The organism is Chitinophaga alhagiae (genome assembly GCF_003568665.1).
GTDB classification, from domain to species: Bacteria; Bacteroidota; Bacteroidia; order Chitinophagales; family Chitinophagaceae; genus Chitinophaga; species Chitinophaga alhagiae.
The window spans coordinates 618030-638062 of sequence record NZ_QXMH01000002.1; the positions used below are offsets into that span (position 1 = coordinate 618030).

Here is a 20033-nt window from a genome sequence, read left to right on the forward strand (position 1 = left end):
CAGTCAATTATGAGAGTTTCCATTTCACCTTCAACCATCAAAGGCACCGTTACCGCCAACCCCTCCAAAAGCGCCATGCAGCGCGCGGTGGCAGCGGCTTTGCTGGCGAAAGGGAGGACCATCATACACAACCCGGGGCTGAGCAACGATTGCCTGGCCGCGCTGGAAGTAGCGGAACACCTGGGCGCCATGGTGAAACGGGTAGACGAGTCTATCCACATCACCGGCAAAGGCGTGCAGCCCTTCTATGACGAGATCAACTGCGGGGAGTCCGGCCTGGGCATCCGCATGTTTACGCCCATTGCCGCGCTGGCAGACATGGCCATCACCATTAACGGCCACGGCAGCCTGGTTACCCGGCCCATGCACTTTTTTGAGGAAGTGCTGCCGCAGCTGGGCGTACAGATCAAAAGCAGGGAAGGCAAGCTGCCGCTGGAAATCAAAGGGCCGCTGCAGGCCAACAACATTACCATAGACGGTTCCCTTTCTTCCCAGTTCCTCACCGGCCTGCTGATGGCCTTCGGAGCGGTGGCAGACAAGGCGGCCATTACGGTAAAAGACCTGAAAAGCAAACCTTACATTGCCCTTACACTGCAGATCATGGAGCATTTTGGGGTAAAGGTGCGGCAGGAGAATTTTGAAGTGTTCCACTTTGACAGCAAACAGGCCTACCAGCCGGTGGAGTATACCGTGGAAGGAGACTGGAGCGGCGCGGCATTTTTGCTGGTGGCCGCCGCGGTGGCCGGCAAGGCGGAAGTGCATCACCTCAACACGCAAAGCGCGCAATCAGACAAGGCCATTATGGAAGCGCTCGAAAAAGCAGGCGCGGAAATACTGCCCGGCGTGTTCACCATGATCATTGTCAAAAAAGAGCTGAAGCCGTTTGAAATGGACGCAACAGACTGCCCGGACCTGTTTCCCCCGCTGGTAGCGCTGGCGGCCAACTGCAACGGTATTACGCGCATCAAGGGCGTAAGCCGCCTGGCCCACAAGGAAAGCGACCGCGGCCTCACCCTGCAGCAGGAGTTCGGGAAAATGGGCATTCAAATAGACCTGGAAGGAGACATCATGCTGGTACACGGCGGCACCGGTATCAAAGGCGCTTCCGTACATTCGCATAACGACCACCGTATTGCCATGGCCTGCGCCGTAGCGGCCCTCACGGCCAGCGGCCCGGTAACAATAGACAATGCGGAGGCCATCGATAAATCCTACCCGGAATTTTATGACCATATTGCCGCGCTGGGCGCCGCAGTAACCAAAGAAGAAAAAGTACAATCATGAACAGTTTCGGAAGAATTTTCAGGGTAAATGTTTTTGGCGAGTCTCACGGAGAAAGTGTGGGCGTCAACATAGACGGGGTGCCGGCGGGTATTCCTTTAAAGCAGGAAGATTTTCTGCCGGACCTGGAGCGGCGCAAAGCCGGCGCCAAAGGTACCACGCCCCGCAAGGAGGAAGACCTGCCTTTCCTGAAATCCGGTGTGTTCAACGATCATACCACGGGCGCGCCCGTTACCATCCTGTTCGAGAACAACAACACCCGCAGCGCGGACTATGCCAAGCTGCGCGAGTTTCCCCGCCCCGGCCATGCGGATTTTGTGGCTACGCAGAAGTATGGCGGGTTTGAAGACTACCGCGGCGGCGGCCACTTCAGCGGGCGCCTCACCCTCAACCTGGTAGCGGCCGGCGTTATTGCCAAAAAGATACTGGGTAGCAACATCCAGGTAAAGGCCGTGCTGAAAGAAGTAGGCGGCTACCCGGATGCGGAGCAGGGCCTGGAAGCGGCCATTGCCGCCAAAGATTCTGTGGGCGGTATTGTGGAATGTACGGTAGACGGGCTGCCCATTGGCCTTGGAGAGCCTTTCTTCGATTCTGTGGAGTCCAGCCTGGCGCATGCCGTATTTGCCATTCCCGCCATCAAGGGCATTGAATTTGGCGCGGGCTTTGCCGCCGCTAAAATGAAAGGCCTGGAACATAACGACGCCATTATTGACAAGAGCGGTAAAACCGCTACCAACAATGCCGGCGGCGTGGTGGGCGGTATCACCAACGGCAACCCGCTGGTGTTCCGCATAGCGGTGAAGCCCACCTCCAGCACCCCCAAAGTGCAGGAAACGCTCAACGTTGTGAGCGGCCAGGTGGAAGAGTTTTCCGTAAAAGGCCGCCACGATCTGTGTATTGCCCTGCGTGTGCCGGTAGTGCTGGAAGCCGTAACGGCCATGGTGCTGGCGGATTTTATGCTGCTGGAAATGCGCGCGCCGAGGGTGTGGAAGTAGGGAATAACGAACTGATGAAACGCAATAGCAGGCGGGCAGGAAATTACTTCCTGCCCGCTTTTGTTGTAATAGATTTTTTTACCGCAACATGCATGAACGGAAAAAGGGCTGGCAAGAAAGTGTTCACATCTTTCTGCCAGCCCTTTTTGTTTTCTATGATCTTCTTTTATTCCTTCACAGGCGGCGCCGGCGGTGCTTCCGCGGGAATAGCCGCTTCAATGTTCAGCAGTTCTATATCAAACACCAGCGCACTGTTGGGTTTGATCTTGGGGCCGGCGGACCTTTCGCCGTAGGCCAGTTGGGCGGGGATGAAGAGCTTCCACTTGCTGCCTACGGGCATCAGCAGCAGCGCCTCCGTCCAGCCGGGGATAACGCCCGTTACCGGCAGCGTCAGCGGCTCGCCGCGGTCAATGGAGCTGTCAAACGTAGTGCCGTCTATCAGCATGCCGTGGTAGTGTACCTTCACCTTGTCGTTCGTAGTAGGCTTGGGGCCTGTGCCGGCCTTGAGCACCTGGTATTGCAAACCGCTGGGCAATGTTACCACGCCTGCTTTCTTTTTATTGGCAGCCAGGTATTTTTCACCTTCCGCCTTGTTTTTGTTCAGGATGTAGTCCCTTACCAGCATGGTGCCCTGTTCCGCGGAAAGCATGGGCGCTTTGCCTTTGTAATGGTCTTCAATGGCTTTGAACAACAGTTTCAGGTTCAGGCTGTCAAGCCCCTGGCCTTTGAGCATCTGCCCCAGGTCGTTACCGATGGTGTAACTCACGGAGTCTAGTGTGCTGGCAAGCAAGGGTTTGGTGGCCGCCGCAGGTTTGGCGGCCGGTTTCTTCTGGCTGTAGGCCGCTTGTGCCGCCAGCATGCTTAGCGCGATAAACAGGCATTTTCTGGTCATACCGGGTCTGTAAAATTTGAAACGCAATATAGGGCACATTATTCAATCCTGCTCCATATTTCGCTGATAGGGTCGCCTTTTGAGCTTTTGCCGCTATGGTGCCATTGTTTGCCGTCTACCTTGCCGTTAAAACCGAGGCTCATGCCTACGCGGCTGTTGTCGCGGCTGAAGAAGGTAATGGTTTCCGTGTATTGGCCGTTCTCAAAAGTATAGGTGCCGCCCCCTGTGCCAAAAAACTCTTTGGTCTCGGCGTTGATGGCCGCCCATTGAAAGCGGGTGCCGGAGAGTATCTTCAGGGTTTTGCGCGGGCCGGGGCGCATGGGGTCCATTTTGCCGTTGTTTTCCCGCGCGGTAATGCGCCAGGTGCCGGCAAGAGGAGCTTTGCCCTCATCTATGCGCTGCCATACGGTGCTTTTGCCGGCGCAGTTCACGGTCAGCTGGCCGCCTTCCAGTTTGTAGGTGCAGGTATTGGTAGTGCCTACGTTCTCCTTGTCTGCCGTATTGAACTCAATCACTTCCGTAAGGTTGCCGCCGGAAGCGGTGAGGCGGCCGCCCAGGGTGCTCACGAACTGTTTGCCGGCCTGGTCAAACAGGGTCTGCATAAAATACCCGTCTTCAATAATGCGTACGGTTTGCGGTTCGCTGCCGGTGGGCGTTAATTGCCAGGCGCCTGTCAGCTCGCCCTGGGCAAAGGAAAGATGGGTAAGCAGCAGCAGTGCCGCCGAAAATAAGTGTTTCATATTGCGTACTTTTTAACGTGGTTAAAATCAATGCAGCACAGGCAGAACAATGCTGGATGGCCTGCTTGCATCGTGAAATATCCTGATGTTCGATTTGATAAAGTCTTTGTCTGCCGCTTTGTAAATGTTGGTGAACTGCTGCGGGTTGCGGTCTACCAGCGGGAACCAGCTGCTTTGTACCTGCACCATCAGCCGGTGGCCTTTTTTGAAAGTGTGCGCAATATCTGGCAGGGTGAATTTAACCGCTGTGGGTTTACCGGGTACAAAGGGCTCGGGCTTTTCAAAGCTGTTGCGGAATTTGCCGCGCATGGGCTCCCCGCGCACCAGCATCTGGTAACCGCCCATGGGGTAGCCGCCGGGCGTGTACCGGTAGTGGGAGGCGGGAGCGGGCGGGTCTCCATAGCTGAAATCGTCCGGGAATACATCTATCAGCTTCACTACAAAGTCCGCGTCCGTTGTGCTGATGCTTACCCGCAGGTCTGCCACCAGCGGGCCGCCCAGCGTAAGGTCTTCCTCCAGCGGGGCGGTCTGGAACACCAGCACGTCAGGCCGCCGGGATGCAAACCGCTGGTCGTCCGTCATGTAACTGATGGTACGCACAAAATGCACATCTTCCGTATATGGCACTGGTTTGGCGGGGTCGCTCAGGTATTCCGTGTAGGCGTTGGCGATGGTGGGCCTGCTGAAAGCTAGCCCGCCTTCCGGTTGCAGGTAGATGGCTTTTTCCTGCATGCCCGGCGCAGGCCAGGAAGGGAACTGTTTCCACTGGTTCTCACCGGTAAAGAAGATGGCCGCTTCCTGCATGTTGGGGCCTTGGCCCTTGCCTTTCAGGTAAAGATCAAAAAAAGGTATTTCTATGTTCTGCTGGTACCATTCAGACGTGTTGCTCCCGAAGCGTACGTTGCCCATGAAGGTGCCGTCTGCGGCGGCCCACTGGCCGTGGTACCACGGGCCCATCACCAGGCGGTTATTGGTTGTTGGGCTTTGCTTTTCAATGGTCTTGTAGGTTTCCCAGGCGCCGAAGCAATCTTCCGCGTCAAACGTGCCGCCCACTACTAACGATGCCGGCTGCACGTTTTTGATGAAGTTGCGGATATTGCGGGCTTTCCACCAGTTATCGTACGTAGGGTGGGCGTAGAGGTCTTTCCAGAACTGGATGCTGTCACCTATCATGGCCGCCAGGTTGTTGAGGGGGCCGGCTTCGAGGTAAAATTTGTAGTTGTCATGCACCTTGAAATCGTAGCCGGTGGGCGGCACAGTGGTTGGTTGCGGCCGCGGTTTGCCGAAGGCATTGTAAAAGGCAAAGGCGTCGTTAAGGAAGAAGGCGCCGTTGTGGTGAAAATCGTCCCCAACGAACCAGTCTGTTACCGGGGCCTGCGGGCTTACCGCCTTCAGGGCCGGGTGTCCGCTAAGGGCGGCCATGGTGGAGTAGAAGCCGGGGTAGGAAATGCCGAATACGCCCACGTTGCCGTTGTTGTGCGCCAGGTTCTTCACCAGCCAGTCTATGGTATCATATGTATCGCTGGCTTCGTCTATGTCCGTTTTGCCTTGTTTGCTGGGGTTGAAGGGCCTTACGTTCACAAATTCCCCTTCGCTCATCCATCTTCCCCTCACATCCTGCAGCACAATGATGTACCCTTCCCTGAAATAGTGCATGTAATATGGGGACCTGCTCAGGAAGGGCCTGAACGCTTTTTCCCCGTACGGCGCGCAGGAGTAGGGCGTTCTGGAAAGCAGCACGGGGTGTTGCTCTGCGTTGTTCCTGGGCGCGTAAATGGACGTGAACAGCTGTACGCCGTCCCGCATGGGTATCAGCACTTCTTTTTTGGTGTAGTTTTCCAGGAACCAGAGGGAATCTGCCGCGGTTTGCGCGGAAAGGGTTACCCGGGCGCAGAGGAATAGCAGCAGAACAAGGCTTTTCTTCATATCTCGGCTTATTGGTCAGTGATGTTAAATATAACCGATCTGCCGTAACTTAGGGCCAAAATTTTGATATATGGCAAGACCCCTGGCTTCAGAATACGGTGAATATTATCACGGTTATATCAGCAAGGTAAAGGAAGATGATCTGCTGACGGCCTTCCGCAATCAAACGGCCGTTTCCTTGCAGTTCTGGCGGGAAATTCCGGAAAACAAACTTGACCATGCCTATGCCACCGGCAAATGGACCGTCAGGCAGGTGCTGCAGCACCTTACAGACGCGGAGCGCATTTTTGCGTACCGGGCGCTGCGGTTTGCAAGAAAGGACATGACGCCGCTGGCCTCCTTTGACGAGAACAGCTATGCGGAAGAGGCGCGGGTAGACCACCGCAGCTGGACGGACATGGTGGAGGAATTTCAGATGGTGCGCATTGCCTCCGAGCACCTGTTCCGCTCGCTTGACGGCGAAGAAATGGAACGCAGCGGCATAGCCAGCAACGCGCTCATGAGCGTGCGCAGCCTGGGGTATGTGATCATTGGCCACGCCATTCATCACCAGGGCATTGTGAAGGAAAGATATTTGTAGCGCCGGATATGATTGCCCCATAAGAATGCGGCTGATGTTGCGGCTGCGTAAACAATAATGCTTTAAGGCGCCGTTTGCCGCGGCGCCTTTTTATTTTCCCGTTAGAGTAAATCAAATTCCCGATAGCGTAAACCCCATCCCTCTCCGCCGGGCTATTTTTGTGGTCTCAATTTGAGCATCCTGTTTGGTACGGCCCTCCTTAATCCAATAATCAAATCGCCAGATGAAATCATTTTTACTTCGCTGCATGGCCGTGCTATGCCTGCTGCCGTTCACTTTGGAATTATCCGCGCAATCCGGGAAGGGGAGCATACGCGGAACTGTGTATACATCAGACGGGGAAACGGCGGCGGCAGTGGGACTGCGGCTGGCAGGCACCAAAAAACAGGTCATCAGCCGGGAAGACGGCACCTTTCAGTTCCGCGATGTGGCGGCAGGCACCTATGAAATTGAAGTGTTCCTGCTGGGCCATGAAACACTGCGCCAAAGCATCACCGTAGCGGCGGGGCAGCAGGCGGAGGCAGCCCTCCGGCTGAACGCCTCCCAAAAAACATTGCAGGAGGTGATCATTGCCGGCGGCGCCAACCGGTTTGCCCGCAAAGAAAGCGAGTCCGCCACCCGCATGCCGCTCAAAAACCTGGAGAACCCGCAGGTGTACACCGTGGTGGGCGCCGAGCTGATGAAGGAGCAGGTAATTATTGATTATAAAGATGCCATTAAGAACGTACCCGGCGTCAACTCTACGGAAACGGTCAGCAATGGCCGCACGTCAACCATTATCAGGGGTTTCAGAACAGGCAGCTTCATCAGGAACGGGCTCACCGCCAACCAGCTGATAACGGTAGACCCCGCCAACCTGGAAAGCGTGGAAGTGCTCAAAGGCCCTTCCGGCACATTGTTCGGCACAGGTTCCGTATCCTATGGAGGGGTGGTGAACAGGGTTACCAAAAGACCTTTTGACGTGTTCCGCAGCGAGCTGTCCCTCACGGCAGGCAGCTTTGGCCTTAACAGGATCACGGCAGATATCAATACCCCGCTGAACGAAGATAAAACGGCCCTGCTGCGTGTCAATATCGGGCGCCATGCCTCCGGCAGCTTCCAGGAAAGCGGCTACCGCAAAAATTATTTCCTGGCCGCCGCCTTCAGCTACAAAGCCAATGAAAAGCTGTCTTTTATGGTAGACCTGGAGCTGTTCCGCAATGAAGGCACGCCGGCGGTGGCTTATATCAACCCTACCGCCAATGTGAAGAACTGGAAGGAAATGGAGCAGTACTATTTCCGCACGTATTATTCCAATGACCTGAGATCTGTTTTCCCCGGCTATAACCTGTACGCGCAAATGAACTACAAGCTCTCCGGCAAATGGACATCTACCACCCTGTTCTCTACAGGCGGCGTAAATGCCCGCCAGCAAACGCAGTTCACCGGCACTATCCTGAACGATTCCATGCTGAGCCGCCGCGTGCAGAGATACAGCCATAACTACCAGAGCATACAGGTGCAGCAGAACGTGAACGGCGAGTTCCAGACAGGCGGCATCCGCCACCGCGTGCTTATTGGCGCGGATTACCTCGCGGATATCACGCAGCCCACCTACATCATGAACTATATTCATGACTCCGTGAGGTACAAGGAAGCCGCGCTGCCCATTCTCACTACAGAAATGATGGAAGAACGGCTGAGCCAGCTGCAGCCCGGCTCTCACTACAGCAGCCATGCGGACAGGTACGGCATCTACGCTGCGGACGCCATCAATTTTACGGACCGCCTGCTGTTGCTGCTGAGCCTGCGGTGGGACAAGGTAGACAACCGCGGCACGTTCTCTTACATCACCGGCAAAACCACCGGCAGTTATAACAAATCTTCCTTTTCACCCAAAGCGGGCGTAGTGTACCAGCTGGTGAAGAACAGGCTGTCTGTTTTTGCGAACTACATGAACGGCTTCTCCTACAACACCGGGCAGGATTTCAATGGTGGACCTTTTAAACCCGAGCAGGCCAACCAGTGGGAAGGCGGCCTGAAAGCCGAGCTGGGCGGCAAGCTCACCGCTACCCTCAGCGCGTATGATATTACGGTAACGGATAAACTCAGAACAGACCCGGACCATGCGGGTTTTTCCATACAAGACGGCGTGCAGAACAGCAAGGGCGCCGAGCTGGAGCTGATCAGCAACCCTGTAGCCGGTTTGAACGTGATGGGCGGTTACGGGTTTAACGAAAGCGTTTTCAAGAAATCGAATAAAAATGTAGAAGGCAAACGGCCCGGCCGTTCCGGCGGCAAACATATGGCCAACGTATGGGCCAGCTACCGGCTTACCGGTGGCAAGGCCCGCGGCCTGGGCGTAGGAGCGGGCGTATATTACACCAGCGAAATACCTTTTGATGACGCCAATACCCTGTTCTTCCCGGCATATGCGCTGGTGAACGGAACGGTGTTCTATGACAGGCCCGGCTACCGCATTGGCCTTAAACTGGACAATATTTCCAATGTCAGGTATTGGGGCCCCTGGGGCGAGCCGCAGCCACCGAGGAACTATGCCGTTAACCTTATAGTGAAGTTGTAATAGTTGTTTCCATAGCGGGTGCCCGGCGCAGGCCGGGTACTCTTTTTTTTGTTATCTATGCGAAGTACGCGGTTCAAAAAAATTACGGGGTGGCTGCACCTATGGCTGGGCCTGGTGTCAGGTATTGTGGTGCTGGTCATTTCATTGACCGGCGCCTTGCTTTCCTGGCAGCCTGAAATACAGGAGTGGACGCAGCCCTACCAGTTTGTGGAACAGGAGCAAAAAACTTTTGTGCCGGTGTCTGTCATGCGCCGCAACGCGGAAGCCGCCATGCAGGGCAAAAAGGCCTTCAGGGTGCTGCTGGAAGGTAAGAACAAAGCTGCCGTGGTACAGTTTTACCAGCAGCAGCCGTACTATTATTTTAACGTGTATGTCAACCCCTACACCGGTATGGTGCAGAAGGTGCTTGACCGGGACGATGAGTTTTTCCGTATTATACTGAACGGGCATTTGTACCTGTGGCTGCCGCAGCGTATCGGGCACCAGGTGGTCATTTACGGCACGCTGGTGTTCCTGCTCATGCTGGTTTCCGGCATAGTGCTCTGGTGGCCGCGCAATGCCGCGCGCAGAAAGGTGAGCTTCAACGTAAAATGGAACGCTTCTCCCAAAAGGCTGAATTACGACCTGCACAATGTATTGGGCTTCTATGCCTGCTGGATCATTATTTTTGCCGCATTAACGGGGCTGGTTTGGGGGTTTGACTGGATGGCGAAGGCCGAGTTCTGGATTTTCAGCGGCGGCGGCAAGCGCCCGGAAGGGTTGAAATTAATATCCGCTCCTCCGGTGAAAAAAGACGCGCTGGCCATTGACCTGGTGCAGCACAAAATAACCGCCATGTACCCCGATGCGGCCGTGTATACCCTGTCTTTCCCGGCCAATGACTCCGCAGTGATACAGGCCAGGGCGTATCCCAGCAGCGGGCAGTATTACAATGGCAACTATCATTATTTTGACCAGTACACGGGCGGGGAAAAACCGGCGCCTTTTATGGGCCGCTACAGCCAGGCTACGCTGGCGGAGAAAGCCTCCCGGATGAACTATGATATTCATGTGGGCAGCATTTGGGGATGGCCGGGCCGCCTGCTGATGTTCCTGGCGGCGCTGGTAGCGGCTTCGCTGCCGGTAACCGGTTTCCTGGTATGGAAGGGGAGAAGGGGGAAGAAGCAGACCGCAAGGAAAATACCGCGGCCGGCGCGTAAAGCCGCTTGAAAAAAAGGGGCCGTCTTAAAAGTAATTTGTCCTGATTTTAGTCAGGCACCGGATGGAGAGAATTTTCGTTGATGCAATTCTCAAGCCGGTCAAACTACTTTTGAGACAGCCCCTTTCATATATTGGGGCAGCTATGCTTACCAGATAATAAACCCGCCCCCCTGGCCGCGGCGGTTGCTGCCTTTGGCCTTGGCGCCGAACACGCTGATGTTGTAGCTGAAGGTGAGCATAAAATATTGCTCTACGATCATGGTCTGGGAATCGTCAATGGCGTACTCTGTTACACTACGCCGAACGGAATTGCTCTGGCGCAGCAGGTCATACGCATAGAGCTTCACCTGTGCCTTTTTGTTTTTCAGGAAGTCGTACGCCAGCCCCATGTGCCACATGGCAATGCCTTTCTGGAAACCGGGGGTAATGCGGCTGTTATAGGTGTACACAATATCGTTCTCCCAGGAGAAATTGCCCGGCCAGTACAGCGTGTTGCCGAAGGTAACGCGGTGCGTGATGTAGTTGCCCTGCGTGGTAATGCCGGCGGGGTATTTGGTGAGGTTGATCACCGGCCGGTAGTTGAGCGTTAGGTCAAACAGCTCTTTGTAGGAGTAGGAGCCGTATGCGCCTGTATACACCCACCAGTTGAAGGTCTCGTTGCGGCGAACGGTGGTATCTCCTTTCACGTTGTTGATATTGGAGAAGTTAACGTTCTTGCCGCCGTTGCCGCCCAGGTTCACCATCACGCGCCACTGGTAGTCTTTCGTTTTTTTGTTTTTGCTCAGGCTCATGTTACCGCCAATGTTGTAGGTGCCGTCTACGTTCACGAACTGGGTTTGCTGGCTGCCGTCCGGCCGTGTTTTAACCATGGTGGTGATCCGGTTCATCACCGGGCTGAAATTGACATTGGAAAAAATGCCGATGCCGGTGGGAGAAAAACGGTTGAACCCGAAGTTGACCCTGTGGGAGAACGAAGGCTTCAGGTTGGGGTTGCCGATGCGCTCGCTCAAGGTGTTGGTATTGTCCCTGATGGGCTGCAACTGGTCCAGCGTAGGCTGTTGCATGTGGCCGCTGTAGCCCAGGCTCCAGTTAGCGTTCTTTTTTGTTCTGTAATAAACGCGCGAGCTGGGGGCGAGGTTGGTCTGGTGCTGGCGGAAGGTGGTATTGGTGGTATACGAATAATTGTCCAGCACGTTGAAATAGGCCATGCCGCCGATAATGGTGGTCCATTGTTTGTGTTTGAAGGAAAATGACAGCTCCGGGTTCTGGGAAATGAAAACGGTTTTGAACTTGTTGGTATAATTGCTGTCCAGTTCCGTGTATCCTTTCTCTATTTCATCAAAGTTATAGGTCTGGCGGTTGGAGCGGCTCTGGCTATATTGGAAACCGTAGCTGAGGGTCATTTGCCATTTTTTGGACAACGGCTCTGTGTATTTCAGCGTGGCCGTGTAGTTCTCCACGGTGTTAGACATGGTGCTGCGCTGGTCTGTGAGCGCGCTGGAGTCTATCACATCGTTCAGGAAGAAGTTGCGTTCTGAATAATTGAAGGCATACCCGTTCTGGTTGCTGTTGTTGTTGGAGAAGCTGAACCCGATGCTGCGGCCTTTCTTTTTCAGCTGGCGCGTAAGGTCCAGCCGGCTGGAAAAGTTAACGCGGTCGGTGGAGTTGCGGTTGCGGGTGGTGTTGTTGTTCAGCAGCGCGCCGTCCGTCCAGGTGGTGTCCAGGCTGCCCGCATTGGTGCTGATCTCCGTATAGTCAAAAGAAGGCGCAAAGGTCAGCTGCGTCATGCTGTCAAGCTCCGCTTCCAGTACAAAGTTGAAGCGGTGGTTGGCATTGCGGCCGTTGCCGTTGCGGTGGCTGCGGATCAGGCGCCCGTCGTTATACTGCGTGTTCCTTTGGGTAACAAAACGGGAGTCTGTATTATTGTAGAAATAGTTGTTGTTGACGCCGAGTTTTTTCGTCCACTGGTCGTTATAATTATAGCCCGCCATGGTAGCCGTGCGGATGCCATCCCCGCCGCTGCCGAAAGAGATGCCGTTCATGCTGAAGGCCCCGTTGTCTGAAAACGAAACAGACATGCCGCCGCCTTTCTTTTCCGAGGCGGAAGACATTTCGCTCTGCGTAAAGCTGATCTTGTTGAGGTTGTTGGAAGATGCCAGCACGCTCAACTGGCGCGGCCCGTCAAAACCGCTCACAATACCCGTCAGCTCAAAGCGCTCGTCTGTACCGCCGCCCGCGGCCAGGCGGCCAAATACGCCTTTTTTCTTATCCGCTTTCAGGGTCACGTTGATGGTTTTGTCTTCCCCGTCTTTCTCCACGCCCATACGCGCTTCCTGCTTTGTTTTGGTATCTACCACCTGCACTTTGTCCACAATGGCGGAAGGGAGGTTTTTGGTGGCCAGCTTGGGGTCGTTGCCAAAGAACTCGCGGCCGTCTACCAGCACGCGGGTCACTTTTTTACCGTTCACGGTAATGTTGCCGTCATCGTCTACATCCACGCCAGGCAGTTTTTTCAGCAGGTCTTCTATTACCGCGTTGGTACGGGTCTTGAACGCGGCGGCGTTAAACTCGATGGTGTCTTTCCGGATGGCAATGGGCGGCCGGTCTCCCTCGATCACCACCGTATTCAGCTCATGGGGCGCGGGCGCCAGCATAATGCGGCCCAGGTCTGCCGCATGGCCCGGCTGCAGCACCCTGATGTAGGAACGGTAACCGGTGTACGAAATAAGCAGGCGGATGGCCTTGTTGGCGGGCAGGCCGGTGAGCTTGAAGGCGCCTGTTTTGTCTGTAAGGGTATAGGTGATAAGGCTGCTGTCTTTAGCATCTTGCGCTGCCACGGTGGCCATTTCCAGCTGGTCTTTGCTGCTGGAGTCCGCCACGCTGCCGGTAAGGCTTTTTTGCGCAGTTGCGGCAAAAGAAAGCATACATAAAAGGGACAAGGATACAATTCGGATCATGAAACCTGGGTTTTGAGGCATCAATATACGAACAGTTCGTAGAAAAACGAAGGAAATAGTTAAAACTGTTATGAAAGGTGTGAAATATGATGTGAATGGCGATGGGGGTGGGATGGGGAGGTGGTGACAAGATAAGGTACCGAGGTAGCCCTGCCGGTAAGGAGGGGGCGTCAGGTTTGCCGGGAACGAAGAAGTAGCGGCTTGCGGCAGCGGGTTTTCCTGAACGAAAAGAAGCTGCACCGGATTGAAATGCCCCTAAAAGTGTCTAACCTTTAGGGGCATTTCATAATAGAAGCAACTTCTTGTTATGATCTTTTTACCAGCAGGATCAGGCTTCAGCGTATGCGCTGGCGGGCTCGCAGGTGCAGATCAGGTTCCTGTCTCCGTAGGTGTTGTTGATACGGCTTACAGAAGGCCAGAACTTGTTCTGTTTCACATATTCCAGCGGGAAAGCGGCCTGCTGGCGGGTGTAGGGGAGTGTCCACTCATCCGCCGTTACTACGGCCTGTGTGTGCGGCGCATGTTTCAGCACGTTGCTGGTTTTGTCCGCACGGCCTTCTTCAATAGCGCGGATCTCTTCGCGGATGGCCAGCAGCGCATCGCAGAAGCGGTCCAGTTCGGCCTTGTCCTCACTTTCCGTAGGTTCTATCATGATGGTACCGGGTACGGGGAAGCTCATGGTAGGCGCGTGGAAACCGTAGTCCATCAAACGTTTGGCCACGTCTTCCGCTTCTACGCCGGCGGTGTTCTTGAACGGCCGCAGGTCTACAATGAACTCGTGGGCGCAGGTGCCGCTTACGCCGGTATACAGTATTTCGAACGCATTTTCCAGCCGCGCCTTCATGTAGTTGGCGTTGAGGATGGCATATTCCGTAGCCAGGCGTACGCCCTTGCGGCCCAGCAGGCGGATGTAGGCGTAGGAAATGAGCAGGATGCTGGCGCTGCCGTAAGGCGCGGCAGACACGGCGTGCGCCTGTTTGCTGCCATTGCCGGAGGTTTGCAGGAACACGTGCGAGGGCAGGAAGGGCGCCAGGTGTTTGGCCACGCAGATGGGGCCCATGCCGGGGCCGCCGCCGCCATGCGGAATGGCAAAGGTCTTGTGCAGGTTCAGGTGGCAAACGTCTGCCCCGATGAGGCCGGGAGCGGTAAGGCCCACCTGCGCGTTCATGTTGGCGCCGTCCATGTATACCTGTCCGCCGTTTTCATGAACAATGCCGCAGATCTCCTTCACGCCTTCTTCATACACGCCGTAGGTGGAAGGGTAGGTGATCATCACGCCGGCCAGGTTGTCTTTATGCTGTGCTGCTTTTGCTTTCAGGTCGGCAATATCTATGTAACCGTTTTCCAGCGCTTTTACGATCACTACTTTATAACCTACCATTACCGCGCTGGCAGGGTTGGTGCCGTGTGCGGAAATGGGAATGAGCATGATGTTGCGGTGCGCTTCCCCGCGGCTCTCATGGTAGCCGCGTATGGTGAGCAGGCCGGCGTACTCGCCCTGGGCGCCGGAGTTGGGCTGCAGGCTGCAGGCGTCGAAAGCGGTGATCTTGCAGAGGTATTCGCCCAGCTCCTTCACGATCTGTTCATAACCGCCCACCTGCGCCAGCGGCGCAAAGGGATGTATTTTGCTCCAGTGGTTCCAGCTCAGCGGTATCATTTCAGAGGCCGCGTTCAGCTTCATGGTGCAGGAGCCGAGTGATATCATGGAGGTGTTGAGGGAAAGGTCTTTGTTTTCCAGCATCTTCAGGTAGCGCATCATCTCCGTTTCGCTGTGGTGGCTGTTAAACACAGGGTGCAGCAGGTAAGGGGAGGTGCGTTGCAGGGCGGCGGGAATGCCGCTGGCCGCTTTTTCCACCTCCGCTTCCGTGAGGTGGCCCGCGCCGAACACGGCAAGGATGGCGTTCACCTCTTCCACGTTGGTGGTCTCGTCCAGCGAAATACCCAGCAGCTGCGCGCTGATGTGGCGGAAGTTGATGCCGGCCGCTGCTGCTTTGGCGTGGATGGCGCCGGCATCGGCGGTTTCCAGCGTAAGGGTGTCAAAGTAGCTGCCATTGCGCAGCTGAATACCGGCGGCCTTCAGTTTGGCGGCCAGCGCGGCCGTTAGCAGCGTGGTTTTGAGGGCAATGTTCTTAAGCCCCTGCGGGCCGTGGTACACGGCGTACATGGCGGCCATGTTGGCCAGCAGCGCCTGGGCGGTACAGATATTGGAAGTGGCTTTTTCGCGTTTGATGTGCTGCTCGCGCGTTTGCAGCGCCATGCGCAGCGCGCGCTGGTTTTGCGCGTCTATGCTGATGCCTATGATACGGCCGGGAATGGCGCGTTTGAACTCGTCTTTTGTGGCAAAAAATGCGGCGTGCGGCCCGCCGAAGCCCAGGGGTACCCCAAAACGCTGCGCGCTGCCTACGGCGGCGTCCGCGCCCAGCTCGCCAGGAGGGGTCAGCAGGGTGAGCGCCAGCAGGTCTGTGGCCATGGCCACATAGGCGCCGGCGGCATGCGTTTTTTCTATGAAGGCGCGGTAGTCTGCCACGTTGCCGTCCGCATCGGGGTATTGCACCAGCGCGCCAAAGTATTCGGCCGTGATGCCTGCCGTTGCAAAATCGCCGAACACCAGTTCTATCTGCAGCGGGGTGGCGCGGGTGAGCAGCACGTCTTTGGTCTGGGGAAATATACGCTCGTCTACAAAGAACTTGCCGCGGGTAATATGGTCATGGTCCTTGTTAAGGGCGTTGAAGAACATGGTCATGGCCTCTGCCGCCGCGGTAGCCTCGTCCAGCAGGGAGGCGTTGGCAATGGGCAGGTCTGTAAGATCGCTCACCATGGTCTGGAAATTGAGCAGGCTTTCCAGGCGGCCTTGTGAAATTTCGGCCTGGTAGGGCGTGTACTGGGTGTACCATCCCGGGTTCTCGAATACGTTCCGCAATATCACGCTGGGCGTAATGGTATCGTAATACCCTTGCCCGATGTAGTTTTTGAATACTTTGTTTTTCAGGGAAATGTCTTTCAGCTGGCCCAGGTAGGTGTATTCGCTCACCGCTTCGGGAATGTCCAGCTCATTTTTCATGCGGATGGCCGCAGGTACCGTTTTGTCGATCAATTCCCCGAGTGTACCGATACCGATCTTGCCGAGCATTGCACGGCTTTCCGCTTCATTGGGCCCGATGTGCCGGCCAATGAACTCATTCTTGAAAGTATTCAAAAGATTCATGATATAAAGCAGGTATTTAAGAAAAGAATGCGCAAAGCTATGATGTTTTTCAGCAATAGCCAAACTGCCGGTGCAGGGCGGATACGGGGCTGATATTCCGGCTGTTGGAGAGATGTGGTTTGTCACGGTATTTTCATGAATAACGGGCGGAGGGCGGCCGTTGACATGTGCATCAGGTGAGTGTTTGCACCGGGCAAGCGGCAACAGCGGCAGAAAGAATGGCATACATGGCTTGCATGCCGCCATCTTTCCCCTACTTTTGCAAAAAATCACCGCCGCATGTCAGACTTACTCTCCGACTGGGAGAAAAAGGCCCGGGAGCAACAGAAACCGAACAAGCAGTTCCTGCAGAAAATGCAGACCAAAAAGGGGAAAGGAGCGGAGCGCCACCTGCCGGAGCTGCATGAGGAGGCCTTTTCGAAAATAGACTGCCTGCAGTGCGCCGGTTGCTGCAAAACCATCAGCCCGCGCTTCAAAACCCCCGATATCAAAAAAGTATCCCGCTTCCTGGGCCTGCGGGAGTCCGTTTTTATTGACACCTACCTTCGGCTGGACGAAGACGGGGATTATGTGGTGAAACGCAGCCCCTGCCCCTTCCTGGGGGCAGACAATTACTGCGGCATTTACGATGTGCGGCCGGGAGACTGCCGCAACTACCCCTATACAGACAGCGGCGAGTTCTTCAAACGCCCCAATACCACCTTGCTGAACGCTACCATCTGCCCGGCGGTGTACTACGTACTGGAACGCCTGAAACCGCTCATTGGGGGGTAAATGTGCCATGCCGGGGGAGGCCCGTCAATACAGGGGTTTAGCTGAAAAAATACCGGGAAACACAAGGTAGGCACAAGGATCGCTAAAGGGTACGTGGACTTGATGCGGAAATGACCCGGAAGAGGTGTGGCAATGAGGTGGGGTTGAGATGGTTTTGTATATAATCAGAACAATATATGTGCGCGGGAAAAATCACGCTTTTAACTCCAGTTTCCGCATGGCGGGCGAAATGACGTACGTAGTGATCACCACCCCCAGGGTCATGCAGCCGCCGAACACCACGGAGGCCACCGGCCCCATGATCTTGGCCGCCACCCCGCTTTCAAAAGAGCCCAGCTCATTGGAGGAACCTACAAATATGGAGCTGACGGAAGAGACCCGCCCGCGCATGTCATCCGGGGTTTTCAGCTGCAGGATGGTCTGCCGGATGATCACGCTCACCCCGTCAAAGATGCCGCTGAAGAACAGGGCGGCCAGCGAAAGCACAAAGTTTTTCGAGATGCCGAAAATGATGATGCACAGCCCGAAGCTGAATACGGCCGCCAGCAGCTTGATGCCCGGTTTGGTCACAATGGGCTTGTAGGCCAGCAAGAACAGGGTAATGAAAGAGCCTACCGCCGGCGCCGCGCGCATCATGCCAAAGCCGGTAGGGCCAACATGCAGGATGTCATTAGCGTAAATGGTCATCATGGCCACGGAGCCGCCGAACAGTACGGCAAACATGTCCAGCGCCATGGCGTTGAGCAGTACTTTGGTATCCCAGACAAATTGCAGGCCTTTCAGCAGCCGCTGCCGCACCGTTTCGCCTATTTCCTTGTAATGAACGGGTTTGACGGAGATCTGCAGGATGCAGAACAGGGCCACGAGTACAAAAAACAGCACCAGCAGCATAGACCAGTGTACACCTATCCAGGCCATGCAAAGCCCGCCCAGCGCGGGCCCCGCAATAGCGCCGATCTGCCAGGCAGACGTGCTCCAGGTAGTGGCATTGGCGTATAGCTGCCGGGGTACCAGCAAACCCAGCAGGGAAAAGTTGGAGGGACTGGTAAACGCGCGGATGATGCCGCCGCAGAATACCAGCAGGTAGATCATCAGCAGTACGCCGCCTTGGGGAACATGTACCATCAGCGCGTCCCAGGTGAGGAGAAACAACCCCGTTCCGGTGAATAGGTAACCGGCAATGCATTTCATCACCATGCCCCTTTTTTCCTTTTTGTCCACAATGTTGCCGGCAAACAGCGCCAGGCCAATAGCCGGCACAAATTCCGCCAGGCCGATCAGGCCCAGGTTCAGCGGGTTCTTTGTCAGCATGTACACCTTCCATTCAACTATGGAGAACTGCATGGACAATGCAAAGATCAGGGCAAACCGTATTACCAGGAAATATTTGAACTCTCTGTACCGGAGCGATGCATATGGATCATTAACGGGTAGAACGGTTTCTTCCAAGCGGGTAGTTTTTTATGCCCGTCAAAAATAAAATATATTGTATTGTCCAGATCATTATTTTTAAGCCTTTAAAATTCCAACACACGTATGAAGCTAGCGTATCTTGCATTGGCCGGTTCCCTGTTCGTATACAGCGGAAGCACGGCGCAGGCCCCTATAGTAAAATTGCAGCTGGTCACGGACCAGGTACGGTCTCCCGTATGCATGGCCGTGCCGGGAGACGGTTCTAACCGGCTGTTCATTGTGCAGAAAGAAGGCCGGGTATGGGTAGTGCAGAACGGAAAACTGTTGCCGGAACCGTTTATTGACGTGAGCGGCGAAATGGTGAAAGTAAACCCCGCCTACGATGAGCGCGGCCTGCTGGGCATGGCCTTTCACCCGCAGTTCAGGACCAACGGCCGGTTTTACCTGTATTACAGCGCCCCGGTGGCCAAACCCGCCAAAGGCCTCAACCACCAAAGCGTGCTGGCGGAGTTCAGGGTGAACAAGGCGGCAGACAACAAGGCGGAGCCCGGCTCCCGGAAGGTGCTGCTGCAGTTTGACCAGCCGGAGTCCAACCACAATGGCGGCGATATTGTTTTCGGGCCTGACGGTTACCTCTACATTGCCTCCGGAGACGGCGGCGGAGGGGGAGACAAACATGGCGCCGCCGGCAACGGCCAGGACCTGGGCACGCTGCTGGGCAAAATTTTACGTATAGACGTGAACGCGAGCCCCTACCGCATCCCGAAAGACAATCCTTTTGCCCGCACGGCCGGCGCCCGCGGGGAAATATGGGCCTACGGCCTGCGCAACCCCTGGCGCATTTCCTTTGACAAACGCACCGGCAGGCTGTTTGCCGGAGATGTAGGGCAAAACAAGTATGAGGAGGTAGACATCATCACCAAAGGCGGCAACTACGGCTGGCGCATCATGGAAGGCTATCACGATTTCAACGTACCTTCCGGCGCGGATAAAAGCAAACTGATAGCCCCCATCCATGAGTATGACCATGATGACGGCATCAGCATTACCGGCGGTTACGTGTACAGGGGCAGGGCCATTCCCGGCCTGCAGGGCCAGTACGTGTTCGGTGACTACAACGGCAAAACCTGGGCGCTGCAGCAGAAAGGCGGCAAATGGCAGCGGAACGAGCTGGCTTTTGACAATAAGCCGCAAGGCAACGTACAGTTGTTGAGCTGGGGGCAGGATGAAGCGGGAGAAATTTACATGCTGGTGACCATTCCCCAGGGCGGCGGTGTTGTAAAAGGCCTGGTATACAAGCTGGTGAAATAAAAAAACCGGGGAAATACGGTGACGAATGGCGGATGCAAAGGGCCAACGGCAGATGGTATTTGCAGCACGGTATTTGCCAGTAATATTTTGTTAAAACGCCCGTTGGGCCTTAGTAGCTGCCTGAATAGGCTTATATTTGACGAACGTTAGCGCGCGCTGGATGATCGTTTCAAAAAGCAGCGCATTTGGTAATTCG

At 55.4% G+C, this 20033-nt stretch carries 13 protein-coding genes; 7 read left to right on the forward strand and 6 right to left on the reverse strand.

Features of this window, described 5'->3' with window-relative positions:
• Positions 1–9: 9 nt before the first annotated feature.
• Complete coding sequence (gene aroA / locus D3A97_RS13470) at positions 10–1284, forward strand: 3-phosphoshikimate 1-carboxyvinyltransferase (protein ID WP_119079010.1); 1275 nt, start codon at positions 10–12, stop codon at positions 1282–1284.
• Entirely contained in the window at positions 1281–2276 is a 996-nt protein-coding gene (locus tag D3A97_RS13475; protein WP_119079011.1) for a chorismate synthase, read from the forward strand. Before aroA ends, D3A97_RS13475 begins: the two co-directional genes overlap by 4 nt.
• Before the next feature lie 166 nt (positions 2277–2442).
• Here the strand turns inward: D3A97_RS13475 and bamJ are convergent, their stop codons facing one another.
• From bamJ to D3A97_RS13490, 3 genes are read right to left on the reverse strand one after another with little or no spacing between them, the layout of a single operon-like run.
• Positions 2443–3168 (reverse strand): BamJ family beta-barrel-assembly machinery protein, encoded by a 726-nt coding sequence (bamJ, locus tag D3A97_RS13480; protein ID WP_119079012.1) that lies wholly within the window; start codon positions 3166–3168, stop codon positions 2443–2445.
• A gap of 38 nt (positions 3169–3206) precedes the next feature.
• Positions 3207–3908, reverse strand: coding sequence for a membrane or secreted protein (locus tag D3A97_RS13485; protein ID WP_119079013.1), 702 nt, complete (start codon positions 3906–3908; stop codon positions 3207–3209).
• Between the two features lie 27 nt (positions 3909–3935).
• On the reverse strand, positions 3936–5834 hold the full coding sequence (locus tag D3A97_RS13490) for a CocE/NonD family hydrolase (RefSeq protein WP_119079014.1): 1899 nt from the start codon (positions 5832–5834) through the stop codon (positions 3936–3938).
• Between the two features lie 70 nt (positions 5835–5904).
• Between D3A97_RS13490 and D3A97_RS13495 the strand changes: the two genes are divergently transcribed.
• The 3 genes from D3A97_RS13495 to D3A97_RS13505 all read left to right on the forward strand — a co-directional run bounded on the left by D3A97_RS13495 (position 5905) and on the right by D3A97_RS13505 (position 10186).
• Positions 5905–6414 carry a DinB family protein gene (locus D3A97_RS13495; protein ID WP_119079015.1) on the forward strand — a complete coding sequence of 170 codons (510 nt, stop codon included), beginning with the start codon at positions 5905–5907 and terminating at the stop codon, positions 6412–6414.
• 223 nt (positions 6415–6637) lie between these two features.
• Positions 6638–8977: a TonB-dependent siderophore receptor gene (locus D3A97_RS13500; RefSeq protein WP_119079016.1), complete on the forward strand. Its 2340-nt coding sequence runs from the start codon at positions 6638–6640 to the stop codon at positions 8975–8977.
• A gap of 57 nt (positions 8978–9034) precedes the next feature.
• Positions 9035–10186 carry a PepSY-associated TM helix domain-containing protein gene (locus tag D3A97_RS13505; protein ID WP_119079017.1) on the forward strand — a complete coding sequence of 384 codons (1152 nt, stop codon included), beginning with the start codon at positions 9035–9037 and terminating at the stop codon, positions 10184–10186.
• Between the two features lie 137 nt (positions 10187–10323).
• On the opposite strand, the gene D3A97_RS13510 is transcribed toward D3A97_RS13505, so the two are convergent.
• Both D3A97_RS13510 and gcvP read right to left on the reverse strand, forming a co-directional pair.
• Positions 10324–13134 (reverse strand): outer membrane beta-barrel protein, encoded by a 2811-nt coding sequence (locus tag D3A97_RS13510; protein ID WP_198673983.1) that lies wholly within the window; start codon positions 13132–13134, stop codon positions 10324–10326.
• Positions 13135–13462: 328 nt separating this feature from the next.
• Complete coding sequence (gcvP, locus tag D3A97_RS13515; protein ID WP_119079019.1) at positions 13463–16339, reverse strand: aminomethyl-transferring glycine dehydrogenase; 2877 nt, start codon at positions 16337–16339, stop codon at positions 13463–13465.
• A gap of 279 nt (positions 16340–16618) precedes the next feature.
• Between gcvP and D3A97_RS13520 the strand changes: the two genes are divergently transcribed.
• Positions 16619–17113, forward strand: a complete 495-nt coding sequence (locus tag D3A97_RS13520; RefSeq protein ID WP_119079020.1) for a YkgJ family cysteine cluster protein — start codon at positions 16619–16621, stop codon at positions 17111–17113.
• Positions 17114–17305: 192 nt separating this feature from the next.
• On the opposite strand, the gene D3A97_RS13525 is transcribed toward D3A97_RS13520, so the two are convergent.
• Positions 17306–18562: an MFS transporter gene (locus D3A97_RS13525; protein WP_119079021.1), complete on the reverse strand. Its 1257-nt coding sequence runs from the start codon at positions 18560–18562 to the stop codon at positions 17306–17308.
• A gap of 87 nt (positions 18563–18649) precedes the next feature.
• On the opposite strand from D3A97_RS13525, the gene D3A97_RS13530 reads away from it, so the two are divergent.
• Positions 18650–19837, forward strand: coding sequence for a PQQ-dependent sugar dehydrogenase (locus D3A97_RS13530; RefSeq protein ID WP_119079022.1), 1188 nt, complete (start codon positions 18650–18652; stop codon positions 19835–19837).
• Positions 19838–20033 lie beyond the last annotated feature (196 nt).